At 69.7% G+C, this 15,412-nt stretch carries 10 protein-coding genes; 7 read left to right on the top strand and 3 right to left on the bottom strand.

What is annotated here, in order from left to right; all coding sequences use genetic code 11:
• Positions 1-13: 13 nt before the first annotated feature.
• The 3 genes from AC3A6J_RS01570 to AC3A6J_RS01560 are packed head-to-tail and all read left to right on the top strand — an operon-like array spanning position 14 to position 7,900.
• Positions 14-3,208 (top strand): efflux RND transporter permease subunit, encoded by a 3,195-nt coding sequence (locus tag AC3A6J_RS01570; protein ID WP_487858137.1) that lies wholly within the window; start codon positions 14-16, stop codon positions 3,206-3,208.
• Positions 3,205-6,447 (top strand): efflux RND transporter permease subunit, encoded by a 3,243-nt coding sequence (locus AC3A6J_RS01565; protein WP_487858136.1) that lies wholly within the window; start codon positions 3,205-3,207, stop codon positions 6,445-6,447. Before AC3A6J_RS01570 ends, AC3A6J_RS01565 begins: the two co-directional genes overlap by 4 nt.
• A gap of 22 nt (positions 6,448-6,469) precedes the next feature.
• On the top strand, positions 6,470-7,900 hold the full coding sequence (locus AC3A6J_RS01560) for an efflux transporter outer membrane subunit (RefSeq protein ID WP_487858135.1): 1,431 nt from the start codon (positions 6,470-6,472) through the stop codon (positions 7,898-7,900).
• Here AC3A6J_RS01560 and AC3A6J_RS01555 read toward each other — a convergent pair.
• Complete coding sequence (locus AC3A6J_RS01555; protein WP_487858134.1) at positions 7,897-8,763, bottom strand: MurR/RpiR family transcriptional regulator; 867 nt, start codon at positions 8,761-8,763, stop codon at positions 7,897-7,899. The genes AC3A6J_RS01560 and AC3A6J_RS01555 overlap by 4 nt on opposite strands.
• A gap of 73 nt (positions 8,764-8,836) precedes the next feature.
• Between AC3A6J_RS01555 and AC3A6J_RS01550 the strand changes: the two genes are divergently transcribed.
• A complete protein-coding gene (locus tag AC3A6J_RS01550; RefSeq protein ID WP_487858133.1) occupies positions 8,837-9,493 on the top strand; it encodes an aspartate/glutamate racemase family protein in 657 nt (218 codons plus the stop codon).
• Positions 9,494-9,571: 78 nt separating this feature from the next.
• Complete coding sequence (locus tag AC3A6J_RS01545) at positions 9,572-10,396, top strand: undecaprenyl-diphosphate phosphatase (RefSeq protein WP_487858132.1); 825 nt, start codon at positions 9,572-9,574, stop codon at positions 10,394-10,396.
• Positions 10,397-10,427: 31 nt separating this feature from the next.
• On the opposite strand, the gene AC3A6J_RS01540 is transcribed toward AC3A6J_RS01545, so the two are convergent.
• The gene (locus AC3A6J_RS01540; RefSeq protein ID WP_487858131.1) at positions 10,428-11,249 is read right to left on the bottom strand and encodes an IclR family transcriptional regulator; all 822 of its coding nucleotides are present in this window, start codon (positions 11,247-11,249) and stop codon (positions 10,428-10,430) included.
• Between the two features lie 120 nt (positions 11,250-11,369).
• Between AC3A6J_RS01540 and AC3A6J_RS01535 the strand changes: the two genes are divergently transcribed.
• Positions 11,370-12,347, top strand: coding sequence for a Bug family tripartite tricarboxylate transporter substrate binding protein (locus AC3A6J_RS01535; protein WP_487858130.1), 978 nt, complete (start codon positions 11,370-11,372; stop codon positions 12,345-12,347).
• Positions 12,347-14,683, top strand: a complete 2,337-nt coding sequence (locus AC3A6J_RS01530; RefSeq protein WP_487858129.1) for a cytochrome P450 — start codon at positions 12,347-12,349, stop codon at positions 14,681-14,683. Before AC3A6J_RS01535 ends, AC3A6J_RS01530 begins: the two co-directional genes overlap by 1 nt.
• Positions 14,684-14,685: 2 nt before the next feature.
• Here the strand turns inward: AC3A6J_RS01530 and AC3A6J_RS01525 are convergent, their stop codons facing one another.
• Positions 14,686-15,345 (bottom strand): response regulator, encoded by a 660-nt coding sequence (locus AC3A6J_RS01525; RefSeq protein WP_487858128.1) that lies wholly within the window; start codon positions 15,343-15,345, stop codon positions 14,686-14,688.
• Between the last annotated feature and the right edge of the window lie 67 nt (positions 15,346-15,412).

The raw sequence follows: 15,412 nt of genomic DNA, 5'->3' as shown, positions 1-15,412 counted from the left end.
AGGTGCCCGCGCGATGAGCCCGTCCCGTCCCTTCATCGAACGGCCGGTGGCCACGGCGCTGCTGATGCTGGCCATCGTGCTGGCCGGCTTCGTGGGCCTGCGGCTGCTGCCGCTGGCCGCGCTGCCGCAGGTCGACTACCCGACCATTCAGGTGCAGACGCTCTATCCGGGCGCGAGCCCCGAGGTCATGAGCCGCACCGTCACGGCACCGCTCGAGCGCCAGTTCGGCCAGATGGCGGGGCTCAACCGCATGAGTTCGGTCAGCTCGGCGGGCGTCTCGATCGTCACGCTGCAGTTCGCGCTCGACGAGACGCTCGACGTGGCCGAGCAGCAGGTGCAGGCCGCCATCAATGCCGGCGGCTCGCTGTTGCCGGCCGACCTGCCGGCGCCGCCGGTGTATGCCAAGGTCAATCCAGCCGACGCACCGATCCTGTCGCTGGCCGTCAGTTCCGAGACCATGCCGCTGACCGAGGTGCAGAACCTTGTGAACACGCGGCTCGCGCAGAAGATCAGCCAGGTCGGCGGCGTCGGGCTGGTGTCGCTCTCGGGCGGGCAGCGCCCGGCCGTGCGCATCCAGGCCGACACCAATGCGCTCGCGTCGGTGGGCATCGGCCTCGACACGCTGCGCAGCGCCATCAGCGCAGCCAACGCCAACAGCGCCAAGGGCAGCTTCGACGGGCCGCAGCGGGCCTACACCATCAACGCCAACGACCAGCTGCTCGCGGCGGACGACTACAAGAACCTGATCGTCGCCTGGAAGAACGGCGCGCCCATCCGCATGACCGACGTGGCGCGCGTGGTCGACGGCGCCGAGAACACGCAGCTCGGGGCGTGGGCGGGGCTGCGGGGCGAGGATGCGTCCGCACCGGCCGAGCCGCCGCCGGGCCGCCCCAAGGCGGCGAGCGCCCCCTCGGGGGGCAGCGAGGACACGCCAGTGCCGAGCGTGGGGGCTGGCATGTACCCGGCGATCATCCTGAACGTGCAGCGCCAGCCGGGCGCGAACGTGATCGGCACCGTCGAAGCGATCAAGCAGCAGCTGCCTGAACTGCGGGCCTCGCTGCCTGGCTCGCTCAAGGTCGAGGTGCTGAGCGACCGCACCACCGGCATCCGCGCTTCAGTCTCGCACGTGCAGCTCGAGCTGGCGCTGGCGGTGGTGATGGTGGTGCTGGTGATCTTCTTCTTCCTGCACAGCGTGCGCGCGACGGTCATCGCGAGCCTCGCGGTGCCGATCTCGCTGATCGGCACCTGCGGGCTGATGTACCTGCTGGGCTACAGCCTCAACAACCTGAGCCTGATGGCGCTGACGATCGCCACTGGCTTCGTGGTGGACGACGCGATCGTGATGATCGAGAACATCGCTCGCTACCTCGAGGAGGGCGACCCGCCGTTCAAGGCCGCGATCAAGGGCGCCACGCAGATCGGCTTCACCATCATCTCGCTCACGGTGTCGCTGATCGCGGTGCTGATCCCGCTGCTGTTCATGGGCGACGTGGTCGGCCGGCTGTTCCGCGAGTTCGCCGTCACGCTGGCGATCACCATCCTGATTTCCGCCGTGGTCTCGCTCACGCTGGTGCCGATGATGTCGGCGCGCTGGCTCCGGCCGCAGGCGGAGGAGGGCGGGCGCTTTGGCGCGAGCGTGCAGCGCTTCTTCGACCGCGTCATCGCGCGCTACGACGTGTGGTTGATCTGGGTGCTGCGGCACCAGCCGCTCACGCTCGTGGTGGCCGTTGCCACGCTGGCGCTCACCGTGTTGCTTTACGCGGTGATTCCGAAGGGCCTCTTTCCGACCCAGGACACGGGCCAGCTGAAGGCGCGCATCGAGGCCGCGCAGGATGTCTCGTACACGCGCATGGCCGCGCTGCAATTGCAGGCCGCCGACGCGATCCTGGCCGACCCCGAGGTGGCGAGCGTGAGCTCGGTGGTCGGCGTGGACGCGGCCAACAACACCGCGCTCAACACCGGCAGCATGCTCATCAACATGCGGCCCGATCGCGGCGACCAGGAGGCCACGATGCAGCGCCTGCGCGAGCGCGTGCGCGCCGTGGCGGGCGTCACGCTCTACCTGCAGCCCACGCAGGACCTGACCATCGATGCCGAAACCGGGCCGACCGAATTCCGCGTTTCGCTCGAAGGCGTGGACACCACCACGGTGGACACCTGGGCCCAGAAGCTGGCCGAGCGGCTGCGCGCCGAGCCGCTGGTGCGCAATGCCACCACCACCGCCGGCGCGACGGGGCTCGCGGCCTACGTGGACATCGACCGCAACACCGCCTCGCGCCTGTCGATCACGGCCAGTTCGGTGGATGACACGCTCTACAGCGCCTTCGGCCAGCGCATCGTCTCGACTATCTTCACCGAGACCAACCAGTACCGCGTGATCCTCGAGGCCCAGCGCGAGGCGCTGTCGTCGCCGCAGCTGCTCGGCAACCTGCAGCTGCGCACCGGCAGCGGTGCGGCCACCACGCTGTCGTCGATCGCCACCGTGCGCGAACAACCCGCGCCGCTGGCGGTGACCCACGTGGCGCAGTACCCTTCGGCCACGGTGGGCTTCGACACCGCCCAGGGCGTGGCGCTCGGCAAGTCGGTTGCGGCGATCCGCGCGGCCGCCAAGGAGATCGGCATGCCCGCGAGCATGACCATGACCTTCCTGGGTGCCGCTGGCGCGTACGAGAAGTCGCTCACCAACCAGCTGTGGCTCATCCTTGCGGCCGTGGTGTGCGTGTACATCGTGCTCGGCGTGCTGTACGAGAGCTACATCCATCCGCTGACCATCCTTTCGACATTGCCCTCGGCCGGCGTGGGCGCGCTGCTCGCGCTCATGCTCACGGGCAACGACCTGGGCGTGATCGGCATCATCGGCATCATCCTGCTGATCGGCATCGTCAAGAAGAACGCGATCATGATGATCGACTTCGCGATCGACGCCGAGCGGCGCGAAGGCAAGTCGCCGCAGGAGGCCATCCACCAGGCGGCCTTGCTGCGTTTTCGACCCATCTTGATGACCACGCTGGCGGCGCTGTTCGCGGCGCTGCCGCTGATGTTCGGCTGGGGTGAGGGCGCCGAGCTGCGCCGGCCGCTCGGCCTTGCGATCTTCGGCGGGCTGGTGGTGAGCCAGGTGCTCACGCTGTTCACCACGCCGGTGGTCTACCTGGCCTTCGACCGGCTGGGTCGCCGCTTCGGGCGCCAGCGGGAGGCCGTGGCCGAATGAACCTGTCGCGGCCCTTCGTCGAGCGTCCAATCGCCACGGTGCTGCTGACCGTCGGCATTGCGCTGGCCGGCATCGCGGCCTTTTTCGCGCTGCCGGTGTCGCCGCTGCCGCAGGTCGACTACCCGGCCATCTCGGTCACGGCCAGCCTGCCGGGGGCGAGCCCGAGCACCATGGCGTCGAGCGTGGCGACGCCGCTCGAGCGCCGGCTCGGCGTGATCGCCGGCGTGAACGAACTCACCTCGACCAGTTCGAACGGCTCGACGCGCATCAGCCTGCAGTTCGACATGTCGCGCAACATCGACAGCGCTGCGCGCGAGGTGCAGGCCGCCATCAACGCGGCGCGCGCCGATCTGCCCGCCACGCTGCGGCGCAACCCGACCTACCGCAAGCGCAATCCGACCGCCGCGCCGATCGCGATCCTGGCGCTGACGTCGAAGACGCGCACGCCGGGCCAGATCTACGAGGCCGTGTCGAACATCGTGAGCCAGAAGCTCTCGCAGGTCGATGGCGTGGGCGAGGTCGAGATCGGCGGCGGCTCGCTGCCCGCGGTGCGCGTCGAGCTCGAGCCGTTCTCGCTCAACCGCTACGGCATCAGCACCGAGGACGTGCGCGCCGCGATCCAGTCCAACAACGCCAACCGGCCCAAGGGCGCGATCGAGGGCGACGAGCGCCGGCTCCAGATCTACACGCCCGCGCCGGGGCGCCATGCGGCGGAATACCGCGACATGGTGATCGCCTGGCGCAACGGCGCGGCCGTGCGCCTCGGCGACGTGGCGCGCGTGATCGACAGCGTGGAGAACACGCGCACGCTGGGCCTGTTCAACGGGCAGCCGGCGGTGATCGTGCTGGTCACGCAGGAGCCCGGTGCCAACATCATCGAGACGGTCGACGGCGTGCGCGAGCTGCTGCCCGAGCTCCGTGCGCAGCTGCCGCAGGACATCGAGGTGCAGGTGGCCTCGGACCGCACCAACTCCATCCGCGCGTCGCTGCGCGAGATCGAGGCCACGCTGATGATCTCGATCGTGCTGGTGGTGCTCGTGGTCGGCCTCTTTTTGCGCCGCGCACGCGCCACCATCATTCCCGCGGTGGCCACCGTTGTGTCGCTGCTCGGCACCTTCGGCGTGATGCACCTGCTGGGCTACAGCCTCAACAACCTGAGCCTCATGGCGCTCACGGTGGCCACCGGCTTCGTGGTGGACGACGCCATCGTGGTGCTCGAGAACACCAGCCGCCACATCGAGGCCGGCGTGGGCCGCATGGAGGCCGCGCTGCGCGGCGCGCGCGAGGTGGGCTTCACCGTGCTGTCGATCAGCCTGTCGCTGGTGGCGGTGTTCATTCCGCTGCTGTTCATGGACGGGCAGATCGGACGGCTGTTTCGCGAGTTTGCCGTCACGCTGTCGGTCGCGGTGCTGATCTCGCTGGTGATCTCGCTCACCACCACGCCGATGATGTGCGCCATGCTGCTGCGGCCCGAGACGCCCGGCGGCAAGCCGCCCGGCCGGTTCGCGCGCATGGCCGAGCGCGGCTACCAGTGGAGCCTGCGCACCTACGCCCACAGCCTCGACTGGGCGCTGGCGAGCAAGGCCGTGGTCATGGTGCTGCTGCTCGCGGTGGTCGGCCTCAACGTGTACCTGTTCACCGCCATTCCGAAGGGCTACTTCCCCGAGCAAGACAACGGCCAGCTCAACGCGGGCCTGCGTGCCGACCAGAGCATCTCGTCGGTGGCACTGGCCGAGAAGCTGCGGCAGGCGGTCGACATCATCCACAAGGACCCGGCGGTCGACACCGTGGTGGGCTTCTCGGGCGGCAGCCGCTCGGGCGGCGGCTTCATGTTCGTCAACCTCAAGCCGGCCTCCGAGCGCAAGGAGAAGACCGCCACGGTCATCGCCCGGCTGCGGCCGCAGCTGGGCCAGCTCACCGGCCTGCGCGTGTTCCTGAGCCCAGTGCAGGACCTGCGCATGGGCGGGCGCTCGAGCAACTCCACCTACCAGTACACGCTGAAGGGCGACAGCCTGGGCGACCTGCGCACCTGGACCGCGAGGCTCGCCGACCGGTTGCGCCAGGAGACTGCGCTGACCGACGTCGACAGCGACCAATCGGACAACGGCGTGGAGACCTTCGTCGAGATCGACCGCGACAGCGCGGCACGGCTCGGCGTGACCGCCAGCGCGGTCGATGCCGCGCTCTACAACGCCTTCGGCCAGCGCTCGGTCGCCACCATCTACGACGAGCTCAATCAGTACTCGGTCATCATGGAATGGGCGCCGCGCTACCAGCGTGCGCCCGTGGTGCTGAAGGACCTGTACGTGCCGTCGACGCTCACCGCAGCCACCAGCGCGAACGGTGCGGCCACGGTGAGTTCGCTCGCCAGCAACACCGACGCGAGCACCGGCACTTCGACCACCACCTCGGCCAACCCGGGCCTGCGCACGGCCTCCACAGGCCAGGCGCTGGCGGCCAACACCACGCAGATGGTGCCGCTCTCGGCCATCGCCAAGGTCAGCGAGCGCGCGGTGCCGAGTTCCATCGATCACCAGGACACCGAGCTGGCGAGTACCGTCTCGTTCAACCTGAGCGAGGGCACCACGCTGGACGATGCGCGCCGCATCGTGGCGCAGGCCGAGGCCGACATCGCCATGCCCACCAACGTGCGCGGCAGCTTCCAGGGCACGGCGCTCGCGGCGCAGCAGTCACAGGGGCAGCAGCTCGCGCTGATCCTGGCGGCCATCGTTGTCATCTACATCGTGCTGGGCGTGCTCTACGAGAGCCTGGTGCACCCGGTCACCGTGCTGACCACGCTGCCCTCGGCCGGCGTGGGCGCCGTGCTCGCGCTGCTGCTGTTCCGCATGGAGTTCTCGATCATCGCGTTGATCGGGCTGTTCCTTTTGATCGGCATCGTGAAGAAGAACGCGATCCTGATCATCGACTTCGCGCTCGAGGCCGAGCGCGCACGCGGCATCTCGGCCGTGGAAGCGGTGCGCGAAGCCTGCCTGCTGCGCTTCCGCCCGATCCTCATGACCACGCTCGCCGCCGCCCTGGGCGCGCTGCCGCTCGCCGTCGGCTTTGGCCAGGGCGCCGAACTGCGGCAGCCGCTCGGCGTGGCGATCATCGGCGGCCTCGTCGCGAGCCAGCTGCTCACGCTGCTCACCACGCCGGTGGTCTACGTGCTGCTCGACAAGCTGCGGCGGCGTTCGGGCAACGAGCGGCACCTGAGCCGCGCGGCCGGCGCGCAGACCTGAAGAGAATGAACGAGACCCTGCCATGACACATCGCCGCCCCCGCATCCTTTCGCTGTCCGCGCTCGCCCTGGCGGCGGTGCTGGCCGGCTGTGCCGTGGGGCCTGCCTACCAGCCGCCCGCTGCGGTCATGCCCGCGGGCTGGAAAGAGCAGCCGGCCGCCGACGGCTGGCTGCCCGCCGCGCCGGCCGACGCGCTCGACCGCGGCGAATGGTGGAAGCTCTTTGCCGACCCCACGCTCGACGAGCTCGCCGCGCGCGTGAACGTCTCGAACCAGAACATCGCCGCGGCCGTGGCCAACTTCGCCCAGGCCCGCGCACTGGTGCGCGGCGAACGCGCGGCGCTGTTCCCGTCGGTCGCGATCGACGGCAGCGGCCGGCGCAGCGGCAACCTCGGAGGCAGCAGCAATGCGTCGAGCGCCTTCGCAGCCAACCTCGGCGTCGACTGGGCGCCCGACGTCTGGGGCCGGTTGCGGCAGGCCGTGGGCAGCGCCCAGGCCAACGCGCAGGCCAGCGAGGCCGACCTGGCCTCGGCGCGGCTCTCGGCCGTCGGCGATCTGGCCACCAACTATTTCTCGCTGCGCGAAACCGACGCCGAGATCGTGCTGCTCGACCAGACCATCGAAGGCTACCAGCGCGCCTTCGAGATCACGAGCAACCGCTATGCGGCCGGCATTGCGGCGCAGACCGACGTGCTGCAGGCGCAGACGCAGCTCGTCAATGCGCAGGCCGAGCGCGTGGGCCTGCAGCGCACGCGCGCCACGTTCGAGCATGCCATCGCCATGCTCGTCGGCGTGGCGCCGGCCGACTTCAGCTTGCCGCCCGCGCGCTGGACGCCCACCGTGCCCGGCGTCCCGACCGGCGTGCCGTCGACGCTGCTGCAGCGCCGGCCCGACATCGCGGCGGCCGAGCGCGCGGTGGCCGCGGCCAATGCGCAGATCGGCATCGCGCGTTCGGCCTACTTTCCGAGCTTCAGCCTCAGCGCCTCGGTCGGCGGCAACGCGAGCCGCGTGAAGGACCTGTTCGATGCGTCCAACATGCTCTGGGCGCTGGGGCTGTCGGTGGCGCAGGTGGTGTTCGACGCCGGTGCGATCGGCGCGTCGGTCGATTCGGCCAGGGCGGCCCACGACGCGAGCGTGGCGCGCTACCGCCAGACGGTGTTGGGCGCGTTCCAGGCGGTCGAAGACCAGCTCACGGCCGGCGCGGCGCTCGCGCAGCAGGAAGGCCTGCGGCGCGAGGCCTCGGCCGCCGCCGACAGGACCGAACAGCAGTTTCTCAACCGCTACCGTGCGGGCCAGTCCGGCTACACCGAAGTGGTGACCGCACAGGCGGCCGCGCTCAATGCGCGCCGCGCGCTGGTGCAGGTGCAGGTCGATCGGCAGACCGCCGCCGTCGCGCTGATCCAGGCGCTGGGCGGCGGATGGCAGGCCGGCTGGACCGGCGCCTCGGCGCCCTAGGCGCGCGGGCTCCGCGGGCGCAGGTAGGCGCCCGACTCGAACAGCTGCGCCGCGGCCTCGTCGATGCGCCGCATGCCCGGTTTGCCGGCGCGGCTCGCGAGCAGCTCGACCAGTGCTTCGGCCAGCGCAACGCCCGCAGCGACCGAAGGAAAGAACGACGGGCTCTGGATCGTGAACAGCAACGTCTCGTCGGCGAGCAACGACAGCGGGGATGCCGTGCTGTCGGTCAGCGCGACGATGCGCAGCCCCGCTGCCTTGGCGGCCTGGGCCACCTGCAGGGCCTCGCGCGAGTAGGGCGCGAAGCTCGCGACCACCAACGCATCGCCTTTGGCGAAGGCGCGCTGCTGCATCTCGAGCGAGCCGCCCGGGCCGTCGACCAGGTGCACGCCGGTGCGGAACAGCCGGTACGCATAGACGAACGAGAACGCGATCGGAAAGCAGGCGCGGAAGCCCGCGGCATGCACCGCGCCCGCCTTCTCGAGCAGCACGCATGCCTTGCGCAGCGCGTCGGCGCATTGCTGGTGCGTGGCTTCGAGGTTGCGGCGCTGCACTTCGAAGATCTCACCCGCGAGGCCCTGGTTCTGGACACGGCCGACGAGCCGCTTCGCATGTCCGCCAAAAGGGTCGGAGCCGAGCCCCATGTCGCCCGCGAAGGCTTCCTTCAGCTGGGGCCAGCCCGCATAGCCCAGTTGCTGCGCAAAGCGCACCAGCGTGGCGGGCGTGCTCTGCGCGCGCGCGCCCACGCTGCGCATCGAGGCCGTGACGACCTCGTTCGGATGGTCGAGCACATAGCGCGCCACCTGCTGCAGCGCGGGGCTCAGTTCGTTGAAGCGCTGGCGGATCTGGTCTCTGGCAATTGTCATTGGAACAAATGTGCCGGAATGCAAGCGCATTCGCGGTTGGGTGAAACATGTATTCCAATGATAATTCGGCCGCATGACCCGCATCGCCCTGATCCACGCGCTCGCGCATTCCGTGGCGCCCATCAACGCCGCCTTCGAGCGCGACTGGCCCGAGGCCCGGCGCATGAACCTGCTCGACGACAGTCTCTCGGCCGACCTGGCGCGCAGCGGGCAGGGGCTCGATGCCGCGATGCACGAGCGCTTCCAGCGGCTCGCGCAGTACGCGGTCGATGCGGGGGCCGAGGGCATCCTCTTCACCTGCTCGGCCTTCGGGCCGTGCATCGAAGCGGTGGCCCGGCGGCATGCGGGCATTCCGGTGCTCAAGCCGAACGAAGCCATGGTGGCCGAGGCGGTGCAGGGCGCGTCGGGCCGGCTCGGGCTCATCGCCACCTTTGCGCCGACGCTGGCCTCGATGCCGTCCGAGTTTCCGGCCGGGACCGCGCTCGAGCCGGTGCTGGCCGAAGGCGCACTCGAAGCGCTCGACGCCGGCGACACCGCGCGCCACGATGCGCTGGTCGCCGCCCAGGCCGCCGCGTTGCGCGCGCGCGGCTGCACCCGCATCGCGCTCGCGCAGTTCAGCATGGCGCGTGCGCGCAGCGCCTGCGAAGCGGCCAGCGGACTGCCCGTGCTCACCACGGTCGACAGCGCGGTGCGGGCGCTGCGGCAGCGCACGCGTCAAGCGGCCGGCTAATCCCCGCGGCGCCCGGGGGCCGGCCGAAGGGACTGTCGCGATGCCTCGCCATAATTGCGGCTCTTTAAAGGAGTAAGCGTGGACATCGTTTTGCTGGTGAAGGCCGCCATCATGGGCATCGTCGAAGGGCTGACCGAGTTTCTGCCGATCTCGTCGACCGGGCATCTGATTCTTGCGGGCGCGCTGCTCGGCTTCGACGATGCGAAGGCCAAGGTCTTCGACATCGCCATCCAGACCGGCGCGATCTTCGCGGTGATCCTGGTGTACTGGCAGAAGATCCATTCGACCATCGTGGCGCTGCCGCGCCAGCCCAAGGCGCGGCGCCTGGCCATCAACGTGGTGCTGGGCTTCCTGCCGGCGGTGGTGCTGGGCCTGGTGTTCGGCAAGATGATCAAGGAACACCTCTTCACGCCCGTGGTGGTGGCCAGCACCTTCATCATCGGTGGCTTCATCATCCTGTGGGCCGAGAAGCGCCCGCCCGGTTCGGTGCGCGTCGAGCACGTCGACGACATGACGATGTGGGATGCGCTCAAGGTCGGGCTGGTGCAGTGCTTCGCGATGATCCCGGGCACCAGCCGCAGCGGCTCGACCATCATCGGCGGCATGCTGCTGGGCCTGTCGCGCAAGGCGGCCACCGATTTCTCGTTCTTCCTGGCGATCCCCACGCTGATCGGTGCCGGCGCCTACAGCCTCTACAAGGAGCGGGCGCTGCTGACGATGGCCGACATCCCGATGTTTGCCGTAGGCCTGGTGTTCTCGTTCGCGAGCGCATGGCTGTGCGTGCGCTGGCTGCTGAAGTACATCAGCACGCACGACTTCATCCCGTTCGCGTGGTACCGCATCGCCTTCGGCATCGTGGTGCTGACCACTGCGTGGACCGGCGCGGTGGTCTGGGCCGAATAAGCGCGCGAAGGAACAGCAAGGCGCGCGGCCGTCAGGCCGTGCCGCCGTGGCCGAGCAGGGCGCTCGCGGCGTCGGCCTCGCGCCGCACTGCGCCCGCGATCGGGCCGTCGATCGCCGGGTCGAAGCCGCCGGTGGCGCCCAGCGCCGTCAGCACCGCGCACACGCGCCCCGCATAGTCGACCACCGGCGCGGCCACTGCGCTGATGCCGCGCAAGTAGGTGTCGCGCACGATCGCGCAGCGTGCCTGCTGCACCTCGCGCCGCAACTGGCCGATCGGGTCGGCCGCGTCGAGCGTGGCGCGCATGTCCGGCGGTGCCTCGGCGAGTTCCTGTTCGGCCAGGGCGCGCACGCGCGATTCGTCGAGCAGGCCGAGGAAGGCGCGGCCCGTCGCTGACCAGAGCATCGACATCACCGAGCCGGCACGCACGTTCACCGTGACCGGCAGGCCCGGCTCCTCGAAACGCACGATGGTCGGCCCCTTGTTGCCCATCACCGCGACGAAGCAGGTCACCTCGAGCGATTCGCGCAGGCGCAGCAGGCCGGGCTCGGCCGCGCGGATCGGGTCGGCCTGGCGCATTGCGGCCAGCCCGATCTGGATCGCCGCCGTGCCCAGGTAGTAGTGCTGCGAGGCCGCGTCCTGCAGCACCAGCCCTTCTTCCATCAGGCTCGCGAGGTAGCGGTGCACCTTGGCCGGGCTTTCGGCCACGTGGGCGGCCAGCGCGGTGAGGCTGCTGCGCCCGCCCAGGTGGGCCAGCCCCTTGAGCACCGCCATGCCGGTTTCGGCCGACTGCACGCGCTGGCGCCGCTCGCGGCCGGCGGCGGGAATGGGAGGGACTTCCGGGGCTTGGGTCATGTGGGCGGGGATGTTACGTGCTCGGCACCGGGCACCGGAGGCCTCGGGTTAGACCTGAGTTCTTGATTACGCAATGCGTATGATACTTACGCAATACGGAACAACACCGAGGCAATTCCCATGACAAAGCACTACTTCCTTCGTTGCATCGCGGCCCTGGCGCTCGTGGCCGCCACGAGCGCCGGCGCGCAGACGGCCACCTTCCCGTCCAAGCCGATCCGCTGGATCGTTCCCTACGCGGCGGGCGGCGGCTCCGATTTTCTCGCGCGCACAGTCGCACAGACGTTCTCCACGCAAGTGGGGCAGCCGGTGCTGGTCGACAACAAGCCCGGCGGCAACACCGCGCTGGCTGCCGCCGAGACCGTGCGCTCGCCGGCCGACGGCTACACGGTGCTCTCGGCCGACAACGGCACGCTGGTGTTCAACCCGGCGCTCTACAAGTCGCTGAGCTACAGCCCCACGAACGACCTTGCGCCCGTCACGCTGATGGGCAAGTTTCCGATGATCCTGGTGGTCGGCAACGACGCCGGCTTCGCCACGGCCAAGGACTTCATCGCCAAGGCAAAGGCCAAGCCCGGCGGCATGAACTACGCCTCGGCCGGCGCGGGCAGCCCGCACCACCTCGCGATGGAACTGCTCAAGGTCGAGGCGGGCCTTTTCATGGTGCACGTGCCGTACCGCGGCGCCGCGCCCGCGCTGGCCGACGTGGCGGGCGGGCAGTTGCCGGCCATGATGGTCGACCTGGCCGCGGGCGCCGGCTTCATCAAGGGCGGCAAGGTGCGCGCGCTGGCGGTGGCCAACCCCACGCGCCTGCCGCAGCTGCCCGACGTGCCCACCTTCGCCGAGCTCGGCTACAAGAACGTCGAGGCCGCCGCGCTGGTCGGCGTGGTGGTGCCCTCGGCCACGCCGCCCGAGGTGGTGAACACGCTCAACCGCCAGCTGGTGGCGGCCATCAACGAGCCCGCGGTGCGCAAGCGCATGATCGACTTCGGCGTGGAGCCGGTGGCCAACACGCCCCAGCAATACGCCGCGCTGCTCAAGAGCGAGACCACGCGCTGGCACAAGCTGATCCGTGATCTGAAGATCACGCTGGACTGATGACGAGCCCGCGCACCTCCGGCTGCCCCGTCGCGCACGGGCCGCTGTCGTCCGAGCGCACGCCCACGGGCTGCCCCGTGAGCGCGCGCGCGGCCGAGTTCGACCCCTTCGAGGACGGCTACCAGCAAGACCCGCCCGAGTACGTGCGCTGGGCGCGCGAGAAGGAGCCGATCTTCTACAGCCCGAAGCTCGGCTACTGGGTGGTCACGCGCTACGACGACATCAAGGCGGTGTTCCGCGACAACATCACCTTCAGCCCCTCGAACGCGCTCGAGAAGATCACGCCCACGAGCGACGAGGCCAATGCGGTGCTCGCCTCGTACGGCTTTGCGCTGAACCGCACGCTGGTCAACGAGGACGAGCCCGCGCACATGCCGCGCCGCCGCGTGCTGATGGACCCGTTCACGCCCGAAGCGCTCAAGCATCACGAACCGATGGTGCGCGAACTGGCGCGCAGCTACGTCGACCGCTTCATCGACGACGGCCGCGCCGACCTGGTCGACCAGATGCTCTGGGAGATCCCGCTCACGGTCGCGCTGCACTTCCTCGGCGTGCCCGAGGAGGACATGGACACGCTGCGCAAATACTCGATCGCGCACACCGTCAACACCTGGGGCCGGCCAAAGCCCGAAGAGCAGGTGGCCGTGGCGCATGCGGTCGGCAACTTCTGGCAGTACGCGGGCAAGGTGCTCGAGAAGATGCGCCAGGACCCGGACGCGCCGGGCTGGATGCAATACGGCATCCGCAAGCAGAAACTGCATCCCGAGATCGTGACCGACTCGTACCTGCATTCGATGATGATGGCCGGCATCGTGGCCGCCCACGAGACCACAGCCAACGCGACCGCCAATGCGATGAAGCTGTTGCTGCAGCACCCGCACGTGTGGCAAGAGCTCTGCGAGGACCCGGGGCTGATCCCCAACGCGGTGGAAGAGTGCCTGCGCCACAACGGATCGGTCGCCGCCTGGCGCCGCCTCGTCACCCGCGACACCCAGGTCGACGGCGTGGACCTGCCGGCCGGCTCGAAGCTGCTGATCGTCACCTCGTCGGCCAACCACGACGAAGGGCACTTCGCCGATGCCGACCTGTTCGACATCCGCCGCGACAACGCGAGCGACCACCTGACCTTCGGCTACGGTTCGCACCAGTGCATGGGCAAGAACCTCGCACGCATGGAGATGCAGGTCTTCCTGTCGGAGTTCACCCGGCGGTTGCCGCACATGCGCCTGGCGGAGCAGCGCTTCACCTACGTGCCGAACACTTCCTTCCGCGGGCCCGAGCACCTCTGGGTCGAATGGGACCCGGCCGCCAACCCCGAACGCCGCAACCCGGCCCTGCGCGAGGTGCAGGTGCCGGTGCGCATCGGCGAGCCCTCGCGGCATGCGGTGACGCGGCCCGTGGTGGTGGAGCGCGTCACGCGCGTGGCCGACGGCATCGTGGGGCTGCGGCTGGTGTCGCCCGACGGCAAGCCGCTGCCGCGCTGGACGCCCGGCTCGCACATCGACGTGGAATGCGGTTCGAGCGCGCTGTCGCGCCAGTATTCGCTATGCGGCGATCCCGACGAGACGGGCGTGCTCGAGATCGCGGTACTGCACGAGCCCGAGGGCCGCGGCGGCTCGGCCTGGGTGCATGCGAACGTGAAGGCCGGCGACCGGCTGCGCATCCGCGGCCCGCGCAACCACTTCCGGCTCGACGAATCGCTGCAGAAGGCCATCTTCATCGCGGGCGGCATCGGCATCACGCCCGTGAGCGCCATGGCGCGCCGCGCGAAGGCGCTGGGCATGGACTACGAACTGCACTACAGCGGTCGCAGCCGCGCCAGCATGGCCTTCATCGACGAACTGGCGGCGCTGCATGGCGAGCGGCTGCATGTGCATGCAAGCGACGGGGGCCGTCGCAACGACCTGCGCGCGCTGCTCGCCGAGCCGGTGCCGGGCGCGCAGGTGTACGCCTGCGGACCGCTCAGGATGCTCGAGGCGCTCGAAGACTGCTGCGCGGCCTGGCCCGAGGGGGCGCTGCGCGTGGAGCATTTCGAATCGACCCTGGCCACGCTCGATCCGTCGAAGGAGCAGGCGTTCGAAGTGGAGCTCAAGGACTCCGGTCTCGTGCTCACCGTGCCGCCGGACAGGACCCTGCTCGCCACGCTGCGCGCCGCCAATGTCGACGTGCAAAGCGATTGCGAGGAGGGCCTGTGCGGCTCGTGCGAGGTGCGGGTGCTCTCGGGCCAGGTCGACCACCGCGACGTGGTGCTGACGCGCGCCGAGCGCGACGCCCACACCCGGATGATGGCCTGCTGCTCGCGCGCCTGCGGGGGGCGGCTGGTGCTCGAGCTCTGAAGCTAGGCAATCGCCTCGGCGTGCGCGTTGACCGCCAGCTTGCGGTAGATGTTCTTCGTGAGGCAGGCCACCGTCAGCCGGGAGAGCGACAGCGACTCGGCCATCTCGTGATGGCTCTGGCCCTGCGAGACGAGTTCGAGGATCTTGCGTTCGTGCGATGCGAGCGCAACGGGCGCTGGTGAATCGTCTGCCGCCGCTGCCGACACCGAGGGCCTGGACGCGAGCCAGGCCAGGATGCAGCGTGCGATGGTGAGGTCGATCGGTGCGCCGCCCTGTTCGATGCTGCGCAGGGCAATGCTCAGTTCGAGGTCGTCGTTTTCCTTCAGCAGGTAACCGATAGCGCCCGCGCGCAGCGCCGCGAAGACGATCTGCTCCATGCGCCGGTCCGCCACGGCCACCGCAGGCACCTGCCGGTGGTGCGTCTGCATCCAGCCGATCAGTTCGACCGCGCCGCCGCCGGGCAGGCCCACGTCCACCAGCACCACGCCGTAGGCCTGGGCGCCGCGGCGGCGGTGCTGCGCATCGAGCAGTTCCCTGGCCGCGGCAACGCTGTCGGCCCACGCGATCTCCGGCTCGTCGCAGCCCAGTGTCGACAGCACATAGGCAAGCCGCTCGCGCATGGCCGAATCGTCCTGGACCACCAGCGGGGGGCTCAGGGTCACGGCTTCGACTTCTTCCAGCATCAGGTCCGGCATGACGGCAGCGTTGCGATGTGACGCGTGTTTGTAG

The sequence above is a fragment of the Variovorax sp. Soil_C_39 genome, assembly GCF_057656815.1.
The sequence above is the reverse complement of the archived record's forward strand: the minus strand, read 5'-3'. Positions and strand labels throughout refer to the sequence as shown.

Bases quoted from the DNA above. Each gene is read 5' to 3' on its own strand.
- AC3A6J_RS01570 (WP_487858137.1), top strand. From the start codon at position 14: ATGAGCCCGTCCCGTCCCTTCATCGAACGGCCGGTGGCCACGGCGCTG.
- AC3A6J_RS01565 (WP_487858136.1), top strand. From the start codon at position 3,205: ATGAACCTGTCGCGGCCCTTCGTCGAGCGTCCAATCGCCACGGTGCTG.
- AC3A6J_RS01560 (WP_487858135.1), top strand. From the start codon at position 6,470: ATGACACATCGCCGCCCCCGCATCCTTTCGCTGTCCGCGCTCGCCCTG.
- AC3A6J_RS01555 (WP_487858134.1), bottom strand. From the start codon at position 8,763: ATGACAATTGCCAGAGACCAGATCCGCCAGCGCTTCAACGAACTGAGC.
- AC3A6J_RS01550 (WP_487858133.1), top strand. From the start codon at position 8,837: ATGACCCGCATCGCCCTGATCCACGCGCTCGCGCATTCCGTGGCGCCC.
- AC3A6J_RS01540 (WP_487858131.1), bottom strand. From the start codon at position 11,249: ATGACCCAAGCCCCGGAAGTCCCTCCCATTCCCGCCGCCGGCCGCGAG.
- AC3A6J_RS01535 (WP_487858130.1), top strand. From the start codon at position 11,370: ATGACAAAGCACTACTTCCTTCGTTGCATCGCGGCCCTGGCGCTCGTG.
- AC3A6J_RS01530 (WP_487858129.1), top strand. From the start codon at position 12,347: ATGACGAGCCCGCGCACCTCCGGCTGCCCCGTCGCGCACGGGCCGCTG.